Source organism: Streptomyces sp. NPDC038213 (assembly GCF_055600495.1).
The window spans coordinates 1-20,754 of record NZ_JBVJYM010000021.1 but is presented as its reverse complement, the minus strand read 5'-3'; the positions used below and the strand labels follow the sequence as shown (position 1 = coordinate 20,754).

20 protein-coding genes are annotated in these 20,754 nt (G+C 73.9%); 8 read left to right on the top strand and 12 right to left on the bottom strand.

Annotation, left to right across the window (positions count from 1 at the left end; translation table 11 throughout):
• Window positions 1-15 precede the first annotated feature (15 nt).
• Window positions 16-1,518 carry a YfcC family protein gene (locus tag ACZ7JZ_RS24990; RefSeq protein ID WP_470943013.1) on the bottom strand — a complete coding sequence of 501 codons (1,503 nt, stop codon included), beginning with the start codon at window positions 1,516-1,518 and terminating at the stop codon, window positions 16-18.
• A gap of 186 nt (window positions 1,519-1,704) precedes the next feature.
• Between ACZ7JZ_RS24990 and ACZ7JZ_RS24985 the strand changes: the two genes are divergently transcribed.
• Window positions 1,705-2,595 carry a hypothetical protein gene (locus ACZ7JZ_RS24985; RefSeq protein ID WP_470943012.1) on the top strand — a complete coding sequence of 297 codons (891 nt, stop codon included), beginning with the start codon at window positions 1,705-1,707 and terminating at the stop codon, window positions 2,593-2,595.
• 168 nt (window positions 2,596-2,763) lie between these two features.
• Window positions 2,764-3,543, top strand: coding sequence for a bestrophin-like domain (locus ACZ7JZ_RS24980; protein ID WP_470943010.1), 780 nt, complete (start codon window positions 2,764-2,766; stop codon window positions 3,541-3,543).
• A gap of 108 nt (window positions 3,544-3,651) precedes the next feature.
• On the opposite strand, the gene ACZ7JZ_RS24975 is transcribed toward ACZ7JZ_RS24980, so the two are convergent.
• The 4 genes from ACZ7JZ_RS24975 to ACZ7JZ_RS24960 all read right to left on the bottom strand — a co-directional run bounded on the left by ACZ7JZ_RS24975 (window position 3,652) and on the right by ACZ7JZ_RS24960 (window position 7,565).
• Window positions 3,652-5,073 (bottom strand): NAD(P)/FAD-dependent oxidoreductase, encoded by a 1,422-nt coding sequence (locus ACZ7JZ_RS24975; RefSeq protein WP_470943009.1) that lies wholly within the window; start codon window positions 5,071-5,073, stop codon window positions 3,652-3,654.
• The gene (locus ACZ7JZ_RS24970) at window positions 5,070-6,257 is read right to left on the bottom strand and encodes an MAB_1171c family putative transporter (RefSeq protein ID WP_470943008.1); all 1,188 of its coding nucleotides are present in this window, start codon (window positions 6,255-6,257) and stop codon (window positions 5,070-5,072) included. The genes ACZ7JZ_RS24975 and ACZ7JZ_RS24970 overlap by 4 nt, the downstream gene beginning before the upstream one ends.
• A 24-nt stretch (window positions 6,258-6,281) precedes the next feature.
• A complete protein-coding gene (locus ACZ7JZ_RS24965; RefSeq protein WP_470943006.1) occupies window positions 6,282-6,827 on the bottom strand; it encodes a toxin-antitoxin system, toxin component in 546 nt (181 codons plus the stop codon).
• Window positions 6,828-6,899: 72 nt separating this feature from the next.
• Window positions 6,900-7,565 (bottom strand): helix-turn-helix domain-containing protein, encoded by a 666-nt coding sequence (locus ACZ7JZ_RS24960; RefSeq protein ID WP_470943005.1) that lies wholly within the window; start codon window positions 7,563-7,565, stop codon window positions 6,900-6,902.
• Window positions 7,566-7,784: 219 nt separating this feature from the next.
• Here ACZ7JZ_RS24960 and ACZ7JZ_RS24955 point away from each other — a divergent pair, with 219 nt between their 5' ends.
• The 3 genes from ACZ7JZ_RS24955 (at window position 7,785) to ACZ7JZ_RS24945 (ending at window position 12,491) form a co-directional block, all read left to right on the top strand.
• Window positions 7,785-8,810, top strand: coding sequence for a helix-turn-helix domain-containing protein (locus tag ACZ7JZ_RS24955; protein WP_470943003.1), 1,026 nt, complete (start codon window positions 7,785-7,787; stop codon window positions 8,808-8,810).
• Window positions 8,811-9,002: 192 nt separating this feature from the next.
• Window positions 9,003-10,343, top strand: a complete 1,341-nt coding sequence (locus ACZ7JZ_RS24950) for a 6-phospho-beta-glucosidase (RefSeq protein WP_470943001.1) — start codon at window positions 9,003-9,005, stop codon at window positions 10,341-10,343.
• Window positions 10,344-10,379: 36 nt separating this feature from the next.
• Entirely contained in the window at window positions 10,380-12,491 is a 2,112-nt protein-coding gene (locus ACZ7JZ_RS24945; RefSeq protein WP_470942999.1) for an MDR family MFS transporter, read from the top strand.
• 263 nt (window positions 12,492-12,754) lie between these two features.
• Here ACZ7JZ_RS24945 and ACZ7JZ_RS24940 read toward each other — a convergent pair whose 3' ends face one another.
• Both ACZ7JZ_RS24940 and ACZ7JZ_RS24935 read right to left on the bottom strand, forming a co-directional pair.
• Complete coding sequence (locus ACZ7JZ_RS24940) at window positions 12,755-13,282, bottom strand: NUDIX domain-containing protein (protein ID WP_470942997.1); 528 nt, start codon at window positions 13,280-13,282, stop codon at window positions 12,755-12,757.
• A 132-nt stretch (window positions 13,283-13,414) separates the two neighbouring features.
• On the bottom strand, window positions 13,415-14,488 hold the full coding sequence (locus ACZ7JZ_RS24935; RefSeq protein WP_470942995.1) for an ATP-dependent DNA ligase: 1,074 nt from the start codon (window positions 14,486-14,488) through the stop codon (window positions 13,415-13,417).
• Window positions 14,489-14,606: 118 nt separating this feature from the next.
• Here ACZ7JZ_RS24935 and ligD point away from each other — a divergent pair, with 118 nt between their 5' ends.
• Window positions 14,607-15,635, top strand: a complete 1,029-nt coding sequence (gene ligD, locus ACZ7JZ_RS24930) for a non-homologous end-joining DNA ligase (protein ID WP_470942993.1) — start codon at window positions 14,607-14,609, stop codon at window positions 15,633-15,635.
• Between the two features lie 118 nt (window positions 15,636-15,753).
• Window positions 15,754-16,713, top strand: coding sequence for an alpha/beta fold hydrolase (locus tag ACZ7JZ_RS24925; RefSeq protein WP_470942992.1), 960 nt, complete (start codon window positions 15,754-15,756; stop codon window positions 16,711-16,713).
• 22 nt (window positions 16,714-16,735) lie between these two features.
• Here ACZ7JZ_RS24925 and ACZ7JZ_RS24920 read toward each other — a convergent pair whose 3' ends face one another.
• On the bottom strand, window positions 16,736-17,413 hold the full coding sequence (locus tag ACZ7JZ_RS24920) for a TetR/AcrR family transcriptional regulator (protein WP_470942990.1): 678 nt from the start codon (window positions 17,411-17,413) through the stop codon (window positions 16,736-16,738).
• Window positions 17,414-17,505: 92 nt separating this feature from the next.
• Between ACZ7JZ_RS24920 and ACZ7JZ_RS24915 the strand changes: the two genes are divergently transcribed.
• Window positions 17,506-17,781, top strand: a complete 276-nt coding sequence (locus ACZ7JZ_RS24915; RefSeq protein ID WP_470942989.1) for a WhiB family transcriptional regulator — start codon at window positions 17,506-17,508, stop codon at window positions 17,779-17,781.
• 87 nt (window positions 17,782-17,868) lie between these two features.
• Here the strand turns inward: ACZ7JZ_RS24915 and ACZ7JZ_RS24910 are convergent, their stop codons facing one another.
• Genes ACZ7JZ_RS24910 through ACZ7JZ_RS24895 form a run of 4 tightly spaced genes read right to left on the bottom strand, consistent with a single transcriptional unit; the run spans window position 17,869 to window position 20,549 of the window.
• Window positions 17,869-18,453, bottom strand: coding sequence for a hypothetical protein (locus tag ACZ7JZ_RS24910; RefSeq protein WP_470942988.1), 585 nt, complete (start codon window positions 18,451-18,453; stop codon window positions 17,869-17,871).
• On the bottom strand, window positions 18,450-19,097 hold the full coding sequence (locus ACZ7JZ_RS24905) for a hypothetical protein (protein ID WP_470942986.1): 648 nt from the start codon (window positions 19,095-19,097) through the stop codon (window positions 18,450-18,452). Before ACZ7JZ_RS24905 ends, ACZ7JZ_RS24910 begins: the two co-directional genes overlap by 4 nt.
• Window positions 19,094-20,251 carry a WXG100 family type VII secretion target gene (locus ACZ7JZ_RS24900; RefSeq protein ID WP_470942985.1) on the bottom strand — a complete coding sequence of 386 codons (1,158 nt, stop codon included), beginning with the start codon at window positions 20,249-20,251 and terminating at the stop codon, window positions 19,094-19,096. Before ACZ7JZ_RS24900 ends, ACZ7JZ_RS24905 begins: the two co-directional genes overlap by 4 nt.
• The gene (locus tag ACZ7JZ_RS24895) at window positions 20,244-20,549 is read right to left on the bottom strand and encodes a hypothetical protein (protein ID WP_470942983.1); all 306 of its coding nucleotides are present in this window, start codon (window positions 20,547-20,549) and stop codon (window positions 20,244-20,246) included. Before ACZ7JZ_RS24895 ends, ACZ7JZ_RS24900 begins: the two co-directional genes overlap by 8 nt.
• Window positions 20,550-20,754: the final 205 nt, after the last annotated feature.

Below are 20,754 nucleotides of genomic sequence, written 5' to 3'. Positions count from 1 at the left end.
GGCCGGGCGCGGGACTCACAGGGCCGCGCCCAGGACCAGGAACCCGCAGATCAGGACGAACAGGATGGCCAGCAGGGGCCAGACGAAGCGCAGGTACTTGTCGTAGCCGACCTTGGCCAGGGCCACGCCGCCGATGGTCACGGCCGTGGTCGGCACCCACAGGTTCATCCAGCCGCTGGCCGCCTGCCAGGCCGTCACCACCAGCGCCCGCGAGACCCCCGCGAAGTCCGCGAGCGGGGCCAGGATCGGCATGGCGAGGGTGGCGTGCCCCGAGGTGGAGGGGATCAGGAAGGCCAGCGGCAGGTTCACCACGAAGACGATCACGGCGAAGACCCCGGACGAGGTCCCCTTCACCACCCCCTCGATGGAGTGCAGGACGGTGTCCGTGACCTTCGAGTTGTTCATGATCACGGTGACCCCGCGGGCCAGCAGGATCACCAGGGCCGGGGAGATGAAGTCCGCGGCCCCCGCGATGATCGTGCCGCTGAGCTTCTGCTCTCCCATCCGCGCCACCAGCCCCACCAGCACCGCCGCCACCAGGAAGAGCGCGGCCAGCTGCGGGAAGGACCAGTCCAGCTCCCAGGAGTACGGGGCCGCGTCCGCGTTCCCGGTCAGCGCGCTCGCCCAGGGCACCACCGAGAAGATCATGAAGGCGAACACCAGGACCAGGAGCACGAGCACGGTCTTGTGCAGCCGGGTCAGCTCCGGCTCCTCGCCCGCCCCGGCCGCCGCCTGCTCGCGGTCCCCGGGGAGGAACCCGCACAGCGAGCGCGCCGGGTCCTTCTGCACCCGTCTCGCGTACCGGATCACGTACGCGATGGTCACGGCCGTCAGCACCGCCCACATCACGAAGCGCAGCGCGATCCCGTCGCCCAGCGAGATGTCCGCCGCGGCCGAGGCCACGCCCGTCGCGAACGGGTTGACCGTGGAGCACAGCACTCCGATGCCCGCGCCGAGGATGGACGCGCCCACCGCCACCATCCGGTCGTAGCCGAGCGCCAGCATCATCGGGACGAGCAGCCCGTAGAAGCCGAGGGTCTCCTCGGCGAACCCCTCGACCGTGCCCAGCACGGAGAAGGCCAGCATCACCCCGGCGATCAGCAGCGCGCCGCGGTCGCGCAGCCGGTGCGCGAGCCGGGCGATCCCGCGGTCCAGGGCGCCCGTGGCGAACACGACCGTGATGAAGGAGCCGATGGCCAGCACGAACAGGAAGACCCCGGCCGCTCCGTACAGGGAGCCGGTCAGGCCGGGGCCGACCAGGCCGGTCTTCTCGTCCTGGATGCCGTAGAGGCCGTTGACCGGGGAGAGGAACAGGTCGTTCAGCCGGTCGGTGAAGCTCTGGCCGGAGGGCACGCGGTGGTACGTGCCCTGGACGGGGGCGCCGCTGTCGTCGCGCTCGTAGGTGCCCGAAGGGATCAGGAAGGCGAGCGCCCAGACGGCGACGGTGACCAGCGCGAGGACGGTGAGCGCACTGGGGAAGGTGAACTTCCGTCCGCCGGGGGGTGCTTCGGGTTCCATGCGGCAGTCTCCTCGGCTGGGCCTGGCCCCCAGTATTCGCCGGGGCGGACGCGGGCGCCGCGGTGGCTGGACCGACCGGGTGAGGGGCTCCGCGGGCCCGCAGGCGTATCGATTCCGCCGGTTGATCGTTTTCCCTCGGGGGAGCCGCCCACGCCGTGGTGCGCCCCGCTGCGCCAGGGAGGGCACATGGTGACGTCGTGGCGGTACCTCGCCGGAGCGGGGCTGGCGGCCCTGGTCTGCCCGCTGCCCGCCGCCGCGGACGCCGCCGCCCAGCCCGTCCCGCCGGCCGCCGCGGGCCCGGACGTCACCGTCGCGCACGACGGGGACGGGGCCCTCGGGGCCTGCGTCGGCGCGCTCCGGGCGGGCGGCGGGTACGGGGGAGCGGAAGGGGCCGGGCGACCCGGGGTGGCCGCCTGGCAGTCGTCCGGGCGGCCGGGTGCCGGTGGCGCGGCCGGCGGCGGGAGCATGGGAGCGGTGCTCACGGGTGAGGACGGGTCGGTCGTCGCCGCCTGGAGCGGGACCGCGCCCGGGGCGTCCGCGGCCGGGGCCTTACCGGGTGTGCGGGAGCCGCGCGGGACCGGCCGCCCGGATTCCGGCCGCGGGACGGGGTACGGGCGGCCGGGGGCCGGTCCCGGTGTCCCGGCCGGGGTGCCCTGCGCGCCCGCCGTCCCGGCGCCGCCCGCCGCCGTGCCTCCGGCCGCCGTGGCGCCGCCCTTCGTACCGCCCGCCGTCCCGCCCCCGGCGGTCCCGCCCGCCGTGCGGCCGTCCGCGCCCGCCGTACCGCGGGTCCTGCGCCGGATGCAGCCCCGGGTGCCGCCGCCCGTACCGCCCCCGCCGCCCGATGCGCCCGCCCCCGCCGCACCCCGGCCCGGACCGGCCCCCGTACCCGCGGCCGCGCTGGCGGCGCCCGCCCCGGTCCGGGCGGCCCCGGCGGGCTTCCGGGTCCGGCCCTACCGCTCGGCGGCCCTCCAGCGCCGGGACGCGGGCGGGCTGTCCACGATGCGGCTGATGTTCGTGGTCACCACCCCCGCCGTGCTCGCGGCCGCGAGCCTGCGGCCCCGCGGCAAGAGCCGCTAGGCCGTCTCTTCCGGATCTTGGCGGACAGGGCCGCGGGTGACGGCCGGCGCCCCGCCGCCTGCCGCCCCCGCGCCCGCGGACCCTCCGGTTCCGGCCCACCCAGCCCACCGCGCTCCGGCCCACCGCGCCGGACGCCCGTACGACGACAAGCCCGACGGGAGTCCCCTCGTGTCCGAATGGATGGTCCTGGCCCTCGCCATGGCCCTCAGCTGCGCCCTCGTCTTCGGCATCACGGTCCTGCGCCAGCGCAGGGTCTCCGAGGACGAGGACACCAGCGAAACCCCCGACGTCATCGAGTACATGACGATGATGGTCGGAGTGGTGTACGCGATCGTGCTCGGCCTCGCCATCGCGGGCGTGTGGGAGGCCCGCGGCGCGGCCGAGGACAGCGTTCGCCGTGAGGCCCAGGCCCTGTACGAGGTCACCCAGCGCGCCGACGTCTACCCGGCGGAGGTCCGCGACCGGATCCGCGGCAAGGTCGACGACTACGTGGCCCACACCGTCACGGTCGACTGGCCGCGCATGACGGCCGACGAGCCGCCCTCGCAGAAGGGCGCCGTGCTCCTCGCGGCCCTGCGCAGCGACGTCACCCACCAGGCCCCCGCCACCGAACTCCAGGCCCAGGCCTACCAGCCGATCCTGGACCAGGTCGCGACCGCCGACGACGCCCGGCACGCGCGCACGCAGAGCGATGCGACCACGCTGCCCGGGGTGGTGTGGTTCGGCCTGCTCACCGGGGCGCTGGTGACCGTCGGGCTGATCTTCACCCTCCAGATCCGCCGCTCCAGCCGGGAGCTGCTGCTCGCCGGCCTGTTCAGCGCCCTGATCGTCTTCCTGCTGTTCCTGGTCTGGAGCCTCGACGCCCCGTTCGGCCGCGACGGCCTGGACTCGGCGGCGCCGTTCGCGGACCTGTTCCCGGGGGCGGTGCCGGGGACCGCGGAGTCCTGATCCCCCCCCGCGGCGTCCTGCCCCCTGCGCGGCGGCGGGCCTTCCGCGCCCGCCGGCGGGCCGCTTCCCCCGGCAGTGCATGCCGGGCGGAGGCGGCCCGTCCGCGCGTCAGGGCTGGATGTCGGTCCGCTTGGTGAACTCCAGTTCGGCCTCCGTCAGCGGGGGCCCGTCGAGCGGTGGCCGCTTGGGGCCGCGGGCCACGGCGAGGACCACCTCGGGCCGCAGCAGGGCGTGCGGCGGCGCGGACAGGGTCATGACGTCGAAGAGGGTGCGCGTGACGAGGGGGCGCCCCGGGGCGGTCAGCATCAGGCGGTCCATGTACCGGCGCAGGGCCTTCGAGGCGGCGGGCGGCTGCTTGCCGACCGCCCCCGGGTACAGGATGTCCTGCCCGACGGCGAGGTCCCAGGCCGTGGCGACCGGGCGGCCCACCGCCCGCTGGACCCCTAGGGCCCAGCCCGGGCGGTCGGGCCCGGCGCCGGCGAGCCGGTCGCGCAGTGCCAGCACGCCCTGGGCGGCCACCGACATGCCGTGCCCGTAGACGGGGTTGTAGGTGGCGACGGCGTCGCCGATGACGACGAAGCCCTCCGGCCACCGCTTGGACTTCTCGTAGTACCGGCGCCGGTTGACCGTACTGCGGGTCACGACCACGTCGGTCAGCGGCTTGGCGTGGGAGATGAGCTCCCCGACGATCGGGTCGCGGACGCCCCGGGCGAAGGCCTCGAACTCCTCCGCGTCGGAGCCGGGCTGCCCGCCGCGGGTGCCCGAGAGGGTGACCAGCCAGCGGCCGTCCTCGAGGGGCATGATGGTGGCGGTCTGGCCGGGGACGGGGACCCGGGGGTCGGACTGGACGTTGACGACCGGGAAGTCCCCGGTGCCGGGCGGGGCCTGGAAAATGCGGCTGGCATAAGCGAGGCCCGAGTCGACCCGTTCCTCGCGGATCTCGTCGGTGAACCCCAGCCCGGCCAGCCACTGGGGGGCGCGCGAGCCGCGGCCGCTGGCGTCCACGACGACCGAGGCGCCGACGGCCCGCTCACCGCCGCCGGCGGTGCGGATCCGCACCCCGGTGACGCGGTTGCCGTCCCCTTCGAGGGCCAGCAGCTCCACGCGGTCGAGCACCTCGACGCCGGGCCGGGCCGCGACCTCCTCGCGGACCACCCAGTCCAGCAGGTCCCGGCTGCAGGTGATCAGGAACTGCATCTCCGGCCAGCGCCGGAACCAGCCGCTCGCGGACATCGACACCAGGCCGGTGGGCAGCGGCACCCGGCGGGCGCCGCGGTCGAGCCAGCGCCGGGTGGTGCCCGGCACCAGCTCCTCGATCGCGCGGGCCCCGCCGGACCAGAGCAGGTGCGCGTGGTGCGCCTGGGGCAGGCCCTTGCGCGCGTGGGGGCCTGCCGGGAGGGCGTCGCGCTCCAGGACCGTCACGGTGTCCATGTGCGGGTTCAGGGCGGCTGCGGCCAGCATCCCGGTGAGGCCGCCGCCGATGACGACGGCGTGGCGTCCGGAACGGTATGTGCTGGTGGGATTGCTCATCGGGGGCCGCTCTCTGAACTGGCCGCTTCTCGGCGGACTGCTGCTACTACAGGCGAATGGCGCAATGCGCGTGAGATCTGCACGAGGTCACGCGGTCGGATGACCGGATAATGCTGCTGATCCCGGCTTGAATCTAGGGGGTCGCCGTTGCCTGCCGAGGCCCGGGCCCGGATGGCGGCGGTCACCATGGCCGCGTCCGCCACGGTCCGCGCCGTGTCCTCGTCCGTGCCGGACGTGAGGGCCTGTCCGTAGGCCCGGGAGTGCAGTGCCGTGTCGAAGTAGGGCGCGATGTTCAGGAACCCGTCGTGGATGTCCGATTCGCGCTGGGTGACGCGCAGGTCCGCGGGCGACCACCACGCGATCCGGACCCCGGGGACCCCGGCGGGGGCGACGGTGCGCAGTTCGCGCCAGAGCGTCCCGAGCCGCCGGTACGTCGCCCAGGTGTGCCAGCTGTCCGCGGCGCGCTGGCACACCAGCGGGACGATGAACCCGACCGAGCTGACGAGGGCGCCGAGGGAGGCCAGGGGAGGGGCCACGTCGGTACTCAGCCAGTCCCAGTCGCGGCCGGCCCAGCGGCCGCCGATGGCGGCGAACTTCGTGATGTCGTAGCTCAGGTTGAACAGGTAGCCGACGACGATGATCACGAGGCCCGTCCGCAGCCAGCCGTGCACCTGGCGGGCCCAGCGCCAGCACATCGCCACCATGACGATGGCGGCGACGTTGTGGGCGGCCAGGTAGAGGACGATCATCTCCCGGATGTACGGCGTCCGGGCGTAGTACGTGTCGAGGTCGCGCAGCCGCTCCTCGGGCGCCTCGCCCAGGGCGAAGAGCACGACCAGGGCCACGATGACCGCGCTGTAGCAGGAGATCCACCGGCGCGAGACCTGCCGGGTGCGCTCCGGCGATCCGCCGCGCCAGTTCACGATCAGGATGAGGCAGGACGCGCTGAAGGCGCTGATCAGGCAGTACACCAGCGGGGCGGAGAAGTTGGGGATGCCCGTGAAGCGGTTGACCGCGGCGATCGTCGGCGGGGCGGCGAAGGCGAACACCGCCCCGGCCAGGGTGAGCAGGGCGCAGACGGCCCGCAGGAGTGGATCGCGCCAGTTGCGGCGCAGCGCGGGGACCTTGAAGGCCAGGGAGGCCCAGAGCGCCGCCGCGGGGATGTAGTAGTCCTCGCCGTTCACTGGTTGCCGTTGCCGTTCACTGGTTCAGGCCCGGGGCCCTCGGTAGCCGAGCGAGGCCTCGATGCGGCCGGCCAGCCCCTCGCGCGCCGGGGTCCGGCCCGCCGAGCCGCCCAGCCAGGCCCGGCACTTGCTGCCCAGGAGCAGCCCGAAGGTCTCGGCCTCGGTCTCCTCCGAGACGTCGGCGCGGGTGCGGGCCGCGACGCTGCGGACCGTCTCGCTGAGGTCCGCCTCGTCCGAGAGCAGCCGGGCGGCGACGGCGGCGCCGTCGACGTGGTGGCTGCAGTGGCCGGCCTTCATGTGCCACAGCTCGTGCCCGAGGATCACCAGCTGGTGGTCGGGTGCCGTGCGCTCCTCGATGACGACGAGGTCGCGGTCCGCCATGTCCAGCCACAGGCCGCTCGCCGTCCCCGGGGGGAAGGGCGCCATGCGGAACTGCACGGGGCGCCCGCGGTGGCGGCTCATGCCCTCGCACAGGGCGGCGTAGAGGTCCCCGGGTTCCGCCGGTGCGGGCAGCCGGATACCGGCCACCAGCTCCGAACACAGCCGCCGCTGCTCTCTGCCTATGCTCACCGTTCTCCCCGTCGGCGCGGATCCGGATCGGACACTCTCGCACTCACTCTCGGATCCCGTCTCGCGACCGGATCAGGAGTCAGTGGGTTTGACGCTTTCAAGCAGCATGTCCAGCCATTCGGTCACCTTGTCCCGGTGCTTGTCGGTGGGGAGCTGTGCGGCCCGCCAGGCGATCCCGCGCACCCCGTGGTCCTGGAGCAGCCGCGCCAGCGGGTCCGAGGCCGCCGGATCCGGCGGTACGGTCTCCCGCTCGCGGGCCGCGAAGTCCTGGAGGAGCTGCTGCTCGGTGCGCTGGAGGGCGTCCGTCAGCGCGTCCGCGTCGTGGGCCGTCAGGAAACCGGCGTGGACCCCGAAGAAGCGCTGGATCGCGTCGCAGTGCTCCATTGTGGGCCGTCGGTCGCCGTTGATGAGGGCGCCGGCCTGCTGCCGGGACATGCCCGCCCCGTCGGCGATCTCCTGCTGGGTGTAGCGGCGGCCGTTGGGTTTGACCCGGGTGCGGCGCAGCAGGTCGAGGCGCTGAAGGAAGCGGGCCTGGAGGTCGGGTTCGCCCGCCGGGCGGCCGTCGAGCAGGGCGCGTACGACCTCGGTCGGAACGCCGGAAGCGTCCGAAAGTCGCCGCAGGTCGAAGACCTCGGCCTGGGGCCTTGCTAGCTTGCCCGCAAGTTCGGCGACGCGTGCGGCAGTGGCCGCCAGAGGTCCGGTGGCCACTGGGACGGTAGCCGGGAAGCCGTCTGTCACCAGTGGTTCTCCTAGATCACGCGAGGTTGGAACGGGCACGCGGTTGGCCCCTGGAGGCTAGCCGCTTCCCCGTCGTACGGCCAGAACTTGCCACAGCTGTGGCGCGAATGAGGTGTCACGAGGCTGGAATTGCCACAATAGTTGACACTGTCTCTGCGCTGGTAGCAGGATCGCCACACGGAAATGAAGATCGCAGACCGTGAGAAGGGGGAGCTCCCGGTGTCACATCTCGCAGCCGTGGGTGAAGCCGAAGTCCTCGCGCGGTCCGGCCAGGAGCGCCTGGCGGGCGAAGAGCCCGTACGCGGAGCAGTCCGGTCGGAGCGCCGCAAGGCACTCCTGCGGCAGCGCCGCGAGGAACTGGGCCTGAGCCAGGAGGACGTCGCCGCGCGCCTCGGCATCAGCGTGCGCGCGTACGGAAACTGGGAGCGCGGCCTGGTCAAGGAGTGGAACGACCGCAAGCTGCTCGCGCTCGCCCAGGCCCTGGAGATGAACGACCGGCAGCGCTTCTGGCTGTTCCGGGTGCTCGTGGACCGCGACCCGCCGCAGTCCTGGCGCCCCGCGGAGGACAGCCGGCTGCCCGAGGACCCGGCCCAGCGCGACTACCTGCGCGACTACGCCGCCTTCATGGAGGCGGTCCCGTACCCGTCCTTCCTGATCGACCACCGCTGGGACGTGGCGCTGACGAACTCCGCCTTCGACCGGCTGTTCCAGAGCGTGCGCCCGCACCCCACCGCCCTCCCGGACGACAACTTCCTGCGCTTCGTGCTGTTCCACCCCGACGCCGCCGCCGTGCTGGAGGACCACGAGCCGTCCTGGTGCGTGCCGCTCCTCGCCCAGTTCGCCGCCGCGCTGGAGCAGGACCCGCAGGACGCGGGGCTCGGCGGGATCCGCCGGGAGATCGCCCACGACCCCTTCATGGAGGCGGCGTACCGCTACGGCGTCCCGCACTGGCTGGCCGCGTACGGCCCCGACGCCGCCCGCAGCGACGGCGCCGTGCTCGCCGTCCGGCACCCGGACCCGCGCTGGGGCCGCACCCGCTGCCGCATGGTCGCCGAGACCGGACCCATGCTGGAGGGCATGGGCTTCACCCGGATCACGCTCGTGCTGTCCGCCCCGCAGGGCATCCCCGAGGGCCTGCCCCCGGGCGCGCCCGGGATCCCGCCGCAGCCCTCCCGGCGGCTGCGCGCCGTACCGGCGCCGGGGGAGCCCGGGGGGTCCGGGCAGGCCGGCAGGTCCGGGGAGTAGCAGCCCCGCCCGCTTGCGGGCCGGCCCCGCCCGGCGGCGTCCTGCGGCGCCTCTGCGGCGCGTTGTCCACAGGGCCGCCCGGGCCGTGCGGCCCTGCGCCAGACTGGGGGCCGGACACGGTGGCGGCACCGGCTGCCGGTGCGCTGCGCTCAGCGCACCGGGCGGGTGCGGGGCAGAAGGGCGGGCTGGATCATGAGGCTGACCATTCTCGGCGGGGGCGGGTTCCGGGTACCGCTGGTGTACGGAGCCCTGCTGGCCGACCGCGGCGAGGGCCGCATCGACCGGGTGACCCTCTACGACGAGGACCCGGACCGGCTGCGCGCCATCGCGCGCGTGCTCGCCGAGCAGGCCGAGGGGGTCCCCGACGCCCCCGCGGTCACGGCCACCGCGGACCTCGACGAGGCCCTGCGCGGCACCGACTTCGTGTTCTCCGCCATCCGCGTCGGCGGGCTCGCCGGCCGGGCCGCGGACGAGCGGATCGCGCTCGACGAGGGGGTGCTCGGCCAGGAGACCACCGGCGCGGGCGGCGTCGCGTACGGCCTGCGGACCGTACCCGTCGCGGTCGAGCTGGCCCGCCGGACCGCCCGCCTCGCCCCCGACGCCTGGGTCATCAACTTCACCAACCCCGCGGGCCTGGTCACCGAGGCGATGGCGGCCCACCTGGGGGAGCGGGTCATCGGGATCTGCGACTCGCCGGTCGGCCTCGGCCGCCGCATCGCCCGCCTGCTCGGCGCCGACCCCGCCCGCGCCCGCATCGACTACGTGGGCCTCAACCACCTCGGCTGGGTCCGCGCACTGCACGTGGACGGGCGGGACGAGCTGCCCCGGCTGCTCGCGGACCCGCAGCTCCTGGAGTCCTTCGAGGAGGGCCGGCTGTTCGGCGCCGAGTGGCTCCAGTCCCTGGGCGCGGTGCCCAACGAGTACCTGCACTACTACTACTTCAACCGCGAGGCCGTGCGCGCCTACCGGGAGGCGGAGCAGACCCGCGGCGCCTTCCTGCACGGGCAGCAGGCCCGGTTCTATGCCGAGGCGGCCGCCCCCGGCGGCTCCGCCCTCGCCGCCTGGGAGCGGACCCGGGCCGAGCGCGAGGCCACGTACATGGCCGAGAACCGCGAGGCGGCGGGCGCGGGCGAGCGCGAGGAGAGCGACCTGGAGTCCGGGGGGTACGAGCAGGTCGCCCTCGCCCTGATGCGCGCCATCGCCCGGGACGAGCGCACCACGCTGATCCTCAACGTGCGCAACGGCACCACCCTGGCGGGCCTCGACGCGGAGGCCGTGATCGAGGTGCCCTGCCGGGTCGACGCGAAGGGCGCCCGGCCCGAACCGGCCGACCCGCTGCCGTACCACGCCGCGGGGCTGGTGGCCGCCGTGAAGGCCGTGGAGCGGGAGGTGCTCGCCGCCGCGGCGAGCGGATCGCGGCGCTCCGCCGTCAAGGCCTTCGCCCTGCACCCGCTGGTGGACTCGGTGGGCGTCGCCCGGCGCCTCCTGGAGCGGTACGCGGCGGAGCACCCCGGCCTCGCCTACCTGCGCTGACGGCCGCGGACCGCCACCCGGACGGCGCAGCGGCGCATGCGCACCCCCCGCGGCGGTGTGAGAGTGCGAACTGTGACCACCACCCGGTCCGGTGCCCCGGGCCCCGCCGCTGCCGCGCCGCCGCCCGTCCTGGACCGGCGGCGGCGCAACGTCGTCTTCGGGACGATCATGCTCGGCGTCCTGCTGGCCGCCCTCGACCAGACGATCGTGGGCACCGCCCTGCCGACGATCGTGGCAGACCTGGGCGGCGCCGAGCACATGTCCTGGGTCGTCACCTCGTACCTGCTCGCCGAGACGGTCGCGACCGTCATCGTCGGCAAGTTCGGCGACCTCTTCGGCCGGAAACTGATCTTCCAGATCTCCGCGGTCGTGTTCATCACGGGCTCGTTCCTCTGCGGCCTCGCGGGCAACATGACCCTGCTGATCCTGTGGCGCGGACTCCAGGGCATCGGCGCGGGCGGCCTGATGGTCACCTCCATGGCCCTGATCGCGGACGTGGTGCCGCTGCGCGAGCGCGGCAAGTACCAGGGCGCGATCGGCGCGGTCTTCGGGGTGTCCACCGTCATCGGGCCCCTGCTCGGCGGCCTGTTCACCGACCACCTCAGCTGGCGCTGGGCCTTCTACGTCAACGTGCCCGTCGCCGTCCTCGTCGTCATCGCGGCCGCCCGCACCATCCCCGCCGTGCGCTCCGCGTCCCGCCCCGTCATCGACTACCTCGGCATCGCCCTGGTCGCCGCGGGCTCCAGCGCCCTCATCCTGGCCACGAGCTGGGGCGGCAACGAGTACGCCTGGGGCTCCGGGGTCATCGTCGGCCTGTTCGCCGGCGGCCTGCTGGCCCTCGCCCTGTTCTGCCTGGTGGAGACCCGCGCGGCCGAACCGATGCTGCCGATGCGGCTGTTCCGCAACCCCGTCTTCGGCGTCTGCTCGGTGCTCAGCTTCATCGTCGGCTTCGCGATGCTCGGCGCGATGACCTTCCTGCCCACCTACCTCCAGTACGTGGACGGGGACTCGGCCACCGTCTCCGGCGTGCGGACCCTCCCGCTCGTCATCGGCCTGCTCATCGCCTCCGTGTTCAGCGGCAACGTCACCAGCCAGACCGGCCGCTACCGCGTCTTCCCCATCGCGGGCAGCCTGGTCATGGCCGTCGGCCTCTACCTGCTCTCCCTGATGGGACCCGGCACCGGCCCCTGGCTCGAATCGCTGTACATGTTCGTGCTCGGCACCGGAATCGGCCTGTGCATGCAGGTCCTGACCATCGCCGTGCAGAACACCGTCGACTACGCCGACCTCGGCACCGCCACCTCCGGCGTGACCTTCTTCCGCACCCTCGGCAGCGCCTTCGGCACGGCGGTCTTCGGCACCATCTACGCCAACACCCTCGAACCGAACCTCGCCGCAGGCGTGGCCGACGCCGCGCGGACCACCGGCACCGACCCGACCGCCCTCGCCAAGGCCGCGTCCAGCCCGCAGGGGGTGCACGGGCTCACGCCCGAACAGGCCGGCCCCATCGTGCAGGCGTACGCGGACACCCTGCACACGGTGTTCCTGTGGACCGTACCGGTGGCCGCCGCCGGCTTCCTCGTGGCCCTCTTCCTCAAGCAGGTCCCGCTGCGCGACAGCGCCCGGGCCGGTTCCACCGACATGGGCGAGGGCTTCGCCTCCCCGGCGGCTACGGGCGATTCCGCCAAACTCCTCGAACTCGCCGTCGCCAAGCTCGTCCGCACGATGGGCCCGGAGACGGCCCGCGCCATCACCGCCGGCTCGGACACCCGACTCGACCCGGCCGGGGCCTGGGCCGTCATGCAGGTAGAGCTGATGACCCGGACCGTCGGGCACGCCGGGCTCGGGCTGATCGCGGCCCGCCGGTCCATGCCGCCGGAAGTGCTCGTACCGGTCTTCGACCGGATGGTGGAGGAGGGGTTCCTCTCCCGCGAGGGCAGCTACTTCTCCCACACGGAGGCGGGGGCCCGCGAGGCGACCGTGATCTCCCAGGCCTGGGCGGACTGGCTGGGCGACCAGCTGGAGAAGGACCGCGGCCGCCCCCGCAGCGCGGAACTGCGCGCCGCCGCCGACGCCATCGCCAAGCGGCTGCTCGCCGAGGAACTGGGCGACGAGGGCTTCGCACCCCGCCCGGCGGCCCGCACCTGAGCGCAGGCCCCACGGGCGGGTCGGGCAGGACCCCGGCCGTGGGCTGGGGCCGAGCGTGGCCCCGGGTCCGGCCGTGGGCTGGGGTCGAGCGTGGCCCCGGGTCCGGCCGTTGGGCTGGGGCCGAGCGTGGCCCCGGGTCCGGCCGTGGGCTGGGGTCGAGCGTGCCCCCCGGGCGTCCGGCCGTGGCTTGCAGCCGAGCGGGGGCCGGGCCCGGCGGTTCGTACCCCGGACGAGCGGGCCCGCGGGACCCGGCCGCCCGTCCCTCAGCCGTCCGCCACGCGGTAGGAGTGGACCTCGGTGCGGGGGAGCGGCAGGTCCGGGCGCCAGGTGCGCAGCACCGTCCCGGAGGGGCCGAACAGCCCCTCCGGGATCTGCTCCGGTGCGAACCAGCGCCACTGCACGATCTTGTCCGGCTCGGTCACGCGCGGTTCGCCCGCCGCCGCCTCCGTCACCGCGGCCGCCGTCAGCCGTACGATCCCCGCCTTCTCCCCGATCAGTACGGCCAGCACCCTGACGTCCGCGGGCCGCGCCCGCAGCCCCGTCTCCTCCGCCAGCTCGCGCGCGGCCGCCTCGGCGAAGCCCTCACCCGGGTCGGTCTTGCCCCCGGGCAGCTCCCAGCGCCCGTCGTGGGCCTGCCCCAGCAGCACCCGCCCGTCCCGGCCGACCACCACCACCCCGACCCCGACCACGGCGTTGGCAGCGGGCCGGGCCCGCTCGGGCCGCTCGGACCCGGACCCGGCCCCGGGCCAGGCCGTGCTGTCGGCATCGGATGCGGCATCGGCAGCGGTCACGGTCTCCTCCGGGAGCGCGGCGTATCGCGGCGTACCGCGCACGCGCGGAAAACGGGTCCCGGCGATCGTCCCACGCAGCCCGCCACCACGACCCGCCACCCGCCCCCGGCCGCTCGCACCGGCCCCGCCCACTCAGCCGGGCGTACCCAGCACCTGCGCGAGGTCGTAGCCCACGACCTCCTCCAGTTGGCCGTACGTGCAGCTCTGCGGGGTGCGGTCCGGGCGGAAGCGCCGGAACTGCGCCGTGTGGCGGAAGCGGTCGCCCTCCATGTGGTCGTACGCGACCTCGACCACCAGCTCCGGGCGCAGCGGGACCCAGGACAGGTCCTTCTTGCCCGACCAGCGGCTGGGTGCCCCCGGCAGCCGCGCCCCCTCGTGCGCCGACTCCTCGGTCCAGGCCGCCCACGGGTGGCCCGCGGCGTCCGGCATCCGCAACGGCTCCAGCTCCGCCACGAGCTCGGCCCGGCGCTTCATGGGGAAGGCGGCGCACACGCCCACGTGCTGGAGGACGCCCGCGTCGTCGTACAGGCCGAGGAGCAGCGAGCCGACGACCGGGCCGCTCTTGTGGAGGCGGTAGCCCGCCACGACCGCGTCGGCCGTGCGGTCGTGCTTGACCTTGACCATGATCCGGGCGTCCGGTCGGTACGGCAGGTCGAGCCGCTTGGCGACGACCCCGTCGAGCCCCGCGCCCTCGTAGGCCTCGAACCACTCCCGGGCGAGGTCCGCGTCGGTGGTCGCGGGTGCGAGGTGGACCGGCGGGCGGGCCGGTCCCAGGGCCTCGGCCAGCTGCGCGCGACGCTCGGAGAGCGGGGCCTCCAGCAGGGACCGGTCGCCGAGGGCCAGCAGGTCGAAGGCGACGAAGCTGGCGGGGGTGCGCTCGGCGAGCAGGGCCACCCGCGAGGCCGCTGGGTGGATGCGCTCGGTGAGCCGGTCGAAGTCCAGCCTGCCGCCGTGCGCGATCACGATCTCGCCGTCCACGACGCACCGCTCGGGCAGGTTCGCCAGGAGCGCTGCCACGAGCTCGGGGAAGTACCTGGTCAGCGGCTTGCCGGTGCGGCTGCCCACGACCACCTCGGGCCCGTCGCGGTGCACGATGGCGCGGAACCCGTCCCATTTGGCCTCGTACTGCAGGCCGGGGCCCGGCGGGATCGCGGCCGCGGACTTGGCCAGCATCGGTTTCACGGGCGGCATCACCGGGAGGTCCATACCCCGATTCTGCGAGGCGGGACGCGGACCCGCCCGGCGTACGGACCCGCCCGGCGTACGGCGCGGTGCGGCGGGCGCCGACGGGCGGGGCGGCCCGGTCGCGCCTACCGTGGCGCACATGGGTACTGCGCGCACTGCGGTGGAACTGGACGCCGGCGGGCGGACGGTACGGCTGTCCAGCCCGGAGAAGGTCTACTTCCCCGAGCGGGGGCTGACCAAGCTGGACGTGGCCTCGTACTACCTCGCGGTCGCGGACGGCATCACCCGCGCCCTGCGCGACCGGCCGACCACCCTCGAGCGTTACCCCGACGGGGTGACCGGCGAGTCCTTCTTCCAGAAGCGGGCGCCGAAGAACCTGCCCGACTGGATCCCCACCGCCCACATCGCCTTCCCCAGCGGCCGGACCGCCGACGAGATCTGCCCCACCGAGCCCGCGGCCGTCCTGTGGGCGGCCAACCTCGGCTGCCTGACCTTCCACCCCTGGCCGGTGCGCCGCGCCGACACCGACCGCCCGGACGAACTGCGCATCGACCTCGACCCGCAGCCGGGTACGGACTACCACCACGCCGTGGCCGCCGCCCACGAGCTGCGCGCCCTCCTGGAGGAGCTCGGCCTGCGCGGCTGGCCCAAGACCTCCGGCGGGCGCGGGCTGCACGTGTTCGTGCCGATCGCGCCGCGCTGGACCTTCACCGAGGTCCGGCGCTGCGCCATCGCCCTCGGCCGGGAGCTGGAGCGCCGGATGCCGGGCGAGGTCACCACGGCCTGGTGGAAGGAGGAGCGCGGCGAGCGGATCTTCGTCGACTACAACCAGACGGCCCGCGACCGGACCATCGCCTCCGCGTACTCCGTGCGCCCGCGGCCGCACGCGCCGGTGTCGGCCCCGCTGCGCTGGGACGAGGTGGACCGGGCGGAACCCCGCGACTTCGACATCGTGACCATGCCGGCCCGGTTCGCCGAACTGGGCGACGTACACGCGGACATGGACGAGCACGCCTTCTCGCTGGAGGCCGTCCTGGAGCTCGCCGACCGCGACGAGCACGACCGCGGGCTCGGGGACATGCCGTACCCGCCGGACCACCCGAAGATGCCGGGGGAGCCGAAGCGCGTGCAGCCGAGCCGCGCGAAGCACGAGGACCACGAGGCCTGACGGCCACCGCCCGTACGGTGCCCTGCCCCCCTGCCCCTGCTCTCGTCGGCCTAAAACAACACGAACGGTCGTGCTAGCATTTTTGCATCCGCCTCCCGAGGAGATTTGGAGACCCGGCATGCATCCCTTGGTCCCCGTCCTGAGCGCCGCCCTGAACGCGGGCGCGCGTGTCGCGCCGAAGCTCACCGGGAGGGCCGCCTTCGCACTCTTCGTCCGGCCCCTCCACCGGGTCGGCATGCGCCCCGGCGAGGAGGAGGACGTGATGGCCGGGGCCCGCAGGGGGCGCCTGACCGTGGACGGCGTCCCCGTCGTCACCTACCGGTGGGGCGAGGGCCCCCGGCCCGTCCTCCTCGTGCACGGCTGGACCTCGCGCGCCTCGCGGTTCGCACCCCTGGTGGCGGCCCTGCGCGCCCAGGGGCACCCGGTGCTCTCGTACGACGCCCCGGGCCACGGGGAATCCGGCGGGCGGGCCTTCAACCTCCGGCAGATCCGCGAGATCATCCGCCGACTGCAGGACGAGGAGGGGGAGTTCGGCGCGGTCGTGGCCCACTCCCTCGGGGTCCTCGCCACCTTCTTCGCCCTGCGCAGCGGGGTGCGGGCCGGCCGCGTCGCGGCGATCGGCGGCATCGCCGAATTCGACTACCTCGTCCAGCAGTTCAGTGCGCAGCTGCGGCTGGGCGGCCGGGTCCGCCGGGTGCTGTACGGGCACATCGGGCGGGTGGTGCTCCCCGGCGAGGCCGGAATCCCGGAGCGCCTGGACGCCGTCCACCGCCCCGACGAGGTCCCCGTCCCCGTACTGCTCGTCCACGACGCCGACGACGACGTGGCCGCACCCGCACAGTCCCGGGCCCTCGCGGCCGCGTACGGTCCGCGGGCCCGCCTGGTCGAGACCCGCGGACTCGGCCACCGCCGGATCCTCGCCGACCCGGAAGTCGTCTCCCTGGCGGTGGAGTTCGTAACGGAGGGGCGCGTGGCAGAGATCCGGACGGCGGCGGGCGGGGCGGCCGGGGCCGGCGTACCGGCTTCCGCGCCCGGCGTACCGGCTTCCGCGCCCGGATCGGTCCCGGCAGCGCGCTGAAGCGGAGCCGATCCGGCGGGGGTCAGGACCCGGCGGCGGGCGTCCGCGCCCCGAACCCGCTGCCCGCAGGCGGCCGTTCCGGAAGACTCCCCGGATCGGCCGCCTCGGCGCGCAGCCGGGAAAGGATCCCCCGGGCCGCCCGCCCGTACGGCGCGGCGTCCCCGTGCAGCACCGACTCGGCGTTCGCCATCTCCATCAACGCCGTGATTTCGAAGCGGAGTTGGGGGACGTCCAGATCCTCCGGGAACCCGCCGGCCAGCCGGGCCTCGTCCAGCACCCGCTCCACGTACCGCGCCCAGTCCCGCCGGGCCTTCGCGATCTCGTCGCGGACCGGCCCGGGGCGGGAGTCGAACTCCGCCGAGGCCGCGTAGAAGAAGCAGCCGCCGGGGAACACCCGGCGCGCCGAGTAGTCGAGCCACAGCTCGCACAGGCGCCAGGCCTTCGCCGCCCCCGCGGGCTGCCCGCGCAGCGGCCGCACGACCTGCTCGACGAAGACGCCGGCCGCCGCGCGGACGGTCTCGACCTGGAGCGACTCCTTCGAGCCGAACAGGGCGAAGACGCCGCTCTTGCTCAGGCCGAGATCCGTGGAGATCTTGCCCAGGGAGAGGCCCTCCAGACCCTCGGCCGAGGCGATGCCCGTCGTGTGCTCCAGCACCAGGCGGCGGGTCTGGTTTCCGCGTTCGATGCGACCGTCGCTCATGTGTCCATGTTACTGAACGCACGGTCGTGCGGGATGTGCGCGTTGAGGGCGCGTTCATCAGACGTATATCGCGGTTCGGCATGCTCGCGGGCATGCTGACGAACACGACGACGAGGCCGTCCGCCGCCGATGCCCGGGGCGGGGCGCAGGGGCGCACGACGGGGTGGCGGGCGGAGGCGCTGTGCGCGCAGACCGGGCCGGAGTTCTTCTTCCCGGAGCCGGGGACGTCCGTGCGCGAGGCGAAGCGGTTGTGCGGGGCGTGTGCGGGGCGGGTGGCGTGCCTGGAGTACGCGCTGGCCAATGACGAGCGGTTCGGGGTGTGGGGCGGGCTGTCGGAACAGGAGCGGCGACGCCTGCGGCGGGCCTGACGCCGCAACCGGGCCACCCCGGCCCGGACGCCGCCTCCTCGGCTGGCGCCCGCCCTGGGCCCGCGCCCACCCCAGGCCTGCGCCGCCTCAGGTCTGCGTCCCCTTCCCGCTCCGCCGCACCAGCCCGACCCGCCGCGCCAGCGCCTCGTCCCCTGCGGGGGGCACCTCTCCACGATGGCCGTGCGGCACGACACGGACGGGATAGTGCCCGCCGACGGGCGACACGACGCCCCCGTATCGGGGGTCCCCGGCGAACCAGATGCGGTCGGGGTGGTCGTTCTCCTTTTCGGCGAGGGCGGGGATAGTGGGCACCAGGCGGTAGACCGGTTGATCGTTGTCGATCGCGAGGGTGATCAACGCGGGACTGTTCATGTTGCGGGGTGGATAGAGGCAATCGTGTTCGCGCCATTCGTATGCACCAAGGATGGCCGCCATCCGGTGATACCGGCAGAAGTACATTCCGGCGACATAGAGCATCGGGCCGCATACGGCAAGCCAGCCCAGTACGGCATTGACCGGCTTGTTGGAGAGGCTGAGCAGCGAGGCGGTGGAAAGCGATACGGCAATGGCCCCTGCGACCCACGCAGCCCGGCGACGTCTGAGGCGTTTGAGGCCACGCAGCGTTGGGACATGGTCCAGAGCCGCTTTGCAGAGCCGCGGGGTTGATGTCATGCGAGCACATCCAAGATGCGTGACTGGCTGGTCTGGTGAGCTTCTGCCGCAGGCGGCGACGGGTCAGTGAAGGACACGGTGCTCGCGATTGCTTCCACGATGTCGGCATACGCATCCGCGTGCTGGGTTGCGCTGCTGGCAATGTCGAGGGCGAGTGTTTGGTCGCCGGCGGGGTACGAGAGAATGACACATGAATGGCAGAGCGAGACGGGGTCGCTGCGATCGAGGATTGTCACCATGCCGGAGATGAGAACTGCTGGCGTGGCGCAGGGAAGATCGAGAGGGCGAACGCTGCAGGCCTCCCAGCGAGGCTTACTTGAAAAGGCCAATGATGCCCGTGCTACGGCCAATTTCGGGTCATGGATTCTGCTGGGGCGCACGGTGGAAGCGAGCACCGACAGTACGGCACCGTCTTCGTCATCAGGGTGTAGCCCGATCGCCGTGTGCGTCATGCCTGCATGAAGCTGTGCGAACGCCTCCAGTAGCCGGTGTGCATCGGCGAGGGCCTCTGTGGCCGTCGCAGTGGGCAGCCACTCGGCTAGCAGCTGAGGCAGCTCCTCGCCGACTTCGGGCACTACGTCCCAGAACCCTGGAGGAGTACGAAACCAAACAGACTGATCGGTTGCGACAGTGCTCGTGGTCACCGTGTCACCGCCGACCAAATGTGTGCTGTCTTGGCTGCGACGGTCGGGGCATCGTCCACGACAGCGCGCGTACCGTCCACTCCTGTGGAGACCTCGTCCACGGTCGAGTTGTTGTCCAGGGAAGTAATGCCGGCGATTCCTGTCGCGGCTCCGGTGCCAGGCAGGCCGTACTTGATCACGTCCTCGGATGCGGGCCCGATCCGCCGCACAGCCCACTGGGTCAGCGGGTTCTCGACCTGCTGCAAAGCCGCCGTAGTCGTCCAAGTGCTCCGCGCACCCTCCCGCACCCCCGCCCCCACGTTCGCGATCGCCGTGGACTCCGGGATCAGGGCCGCCGTGCGGAAGGCTGCTGTTCCGGCCTTGGCGCCGGTGGCGAGGGCGCCGATGCCGGGGATGGCGCCCAGGCCGTCGCCCAGGACCGTGACCGTGCTCTTCCAGAAGTCCGCGTCGAATTCACCCTTGGTGACGCCGTCCGAAATGGACTTCCGCAGTTTCGGGTCGGACAGGTGCAGCGTCAGGGCCGCCAGGCTCAGGCCGCCCGCCACGAGGACGAGGCCGATGGCGACCGGCGGGCAGGCCGTCGCGAGGAGGACCCCGGCGAAGCCGGCCACGGCGGCCCAGTCCGCGAACGGGTCCGCCGCGTCCTCCTTCAGCCAGTCGACGAAGCGCCGCGCCACCCCCGGCTCGCGCGGCGCCAGCCGTTCCGCCGTGGATTCGAGGGAGCGGGCGGTGCGGCGGGCGTCGGATGCGTGTTGTTCCGTGAGTTCGCGGGCCAGGCGGCGTACGTCGGCCAGGGCCTGGGGGTCGTCCGGGGGGAGGGCCGCCGCGTGGGCCTCGTACCGGCGGGCCAGGGACTGGTGGGACGTGAGGGTGTCGTGCCACGCCGCCATCCGGGCCGCCGCGCGGGAGAGGGAGGTGTGGGCCGTGCGCAGGTAGCGGGGGAGCTCCTCCGAGAGGGAGGCGCGGAAGGCCGTCGCCGCCTCGCCCTGCCACGCCCCGCTCGCGCCGAGCAGCCGGTCCAGGACCCCGGACGCCTCGCCGAGGGCCGCGGCGGAGGTCTTCAGCCGGCCGGCCAGGGCGTCCACCGCCGCGGGGGAGCCGGGGGCCGGGTCCCAGCCGAGCGCGGGGTACGCCGCCGCGCCGCCGTCAGCCACGCGGCACCGGTCCCGCGGCGCGGAAGGCCGCCCGCAGGGCTTCCTCCAGCCGGGCGTACTCGGCGGCGCTGAGGCGTACGCCCTCGCGGACCTCGCCGATGCGCTCGGTCAGCTCTCCGGCCCCGTACTCCCAGCGTTCCTGGAAGGCCTCGCAGGCCTCGTCCAGCTCCGCCGTGCCCAGCTGGTCCGCCCGGATCCGGGAGAGGCCGCGGCGGGCCTCGGCGAGGGAGGCCGTGCACGTGTCCAGGGACTGCCACAGCCGGGTCAGGCGGTCGATGTCCACCCGCAGTGAGGTCATGGACCGACACCCTGGCAGAACGCGGGGCGGCGGCGCGCGCCCCGTCACCCGGGAGGGTGAGCCGCCGCGGGGCGGGTGCGCGCCGCCCGGCGGCGGTCAGACGGCCTAGCCCCAATGTTGGTGACTTAAGTTCTGTCCTGCCGAGTGATGGTGACGGTGTCAGGTGCGGGTGGTGTCCCGTTGCGATGCTCGGCTCGTTTGAGCG

What these genes read in the sequence shown, in the direction of transcription:
- ACZ7JZ_RS24990 (WP_470943013.1), bottom strand. Translation starts at nt 1,518, where the DNA reads ATGGAACCCGAAGCACCCCCCGGCGGACGGAAGTTCACCTTCCCCAGT.
- ACZ7JZ_RS24985 (WP_470943012.1), top strand. Translation starts at nt 1,705, where the DNA reads ATGGTGACGTCGTGGCGGTACCTCGCCGGAGCGGGGCTGGCGGCCCTG.
- ACZ7JZ_RS24975 (WP_470943009.1), bottom strand. Translation starts at nt 5,073, where the DNA reads ATGAGCAATCCCACCAGCACATACCGTTCCGGACGCCACGCCGTCGTC.
- ACZ7JZ_RS24950 (WP_470943001.1), top strand. Translation starts at nt 9,003, where the DNA reads ATGAGGCTGACCATTCTCGGCGGGGGCGGGTTCCGGGTACCGCTGGTG.
- ACZ7JZ_RS24945 (WP_470942999.1), top strand. Translation starts at nt 10,380, where the DNA reads ATGCGCACCCCCCGCGGCGGTGTGAGAGTGCGAACTGTGACCACCACC.
- ACZ7JZ_RS24935 (WP_470942995.1), bottom strand. Translation starts at nt 14,488, where the DNA reads ATGGACCTCCCGGTGATGCCGCCCGTGAAACCGATGCTGGCCAAGTCC.
- ligD (WP_470942993.1), top strand. Translation starts at nt 14,607, where the DNA reads ATGGGTACTGCGCGCACTGCGGTGGAACTGGACGCCGGCGGGCGGACG.
- ACZ7JZ_RS24925 (WP_470942992.1), top strand. Translation starts at nt 15,754, where the DNA reads ATGCATCCCTTGGTCCCCGTCCTGAGCGCCGCCCTGAACGCGGGCGCG.
- ACZ7JZ_RS24920 (WP_470942990.1), bottom strand. Translation starts at nt 17,413, where the DNA reads ATGAGCGACGGTCGCATCGAACGCGGAAACCAGACCCGCCGCCTGGTG.
- ACZ7JZ_RS24915 (WP_470942989.1), top strand. Translation starts at nt 17,506, where the DNA reads ATGCTGACGAACACGACGACGAGGCCGTCCGCCGCCGATGCCCGGGGC.
- ACZ7JZ_RS24910 (WP_470942988.1), bottom strand. Translation starts at nt 18,453, where the DNA reads ATGACATCAACCCCGCGGCTCTGCAAAGCGGCTCTGGACCATGTCCCA.
- ACZ7JZ_RS24895 (WP_470942983.1), bottom strand. Translation starts at nt 20,549, where the DNA reads ATGACCTCACTGCGGGTGGACATCGACCGCCTGACCCGGCTGTGGCAG.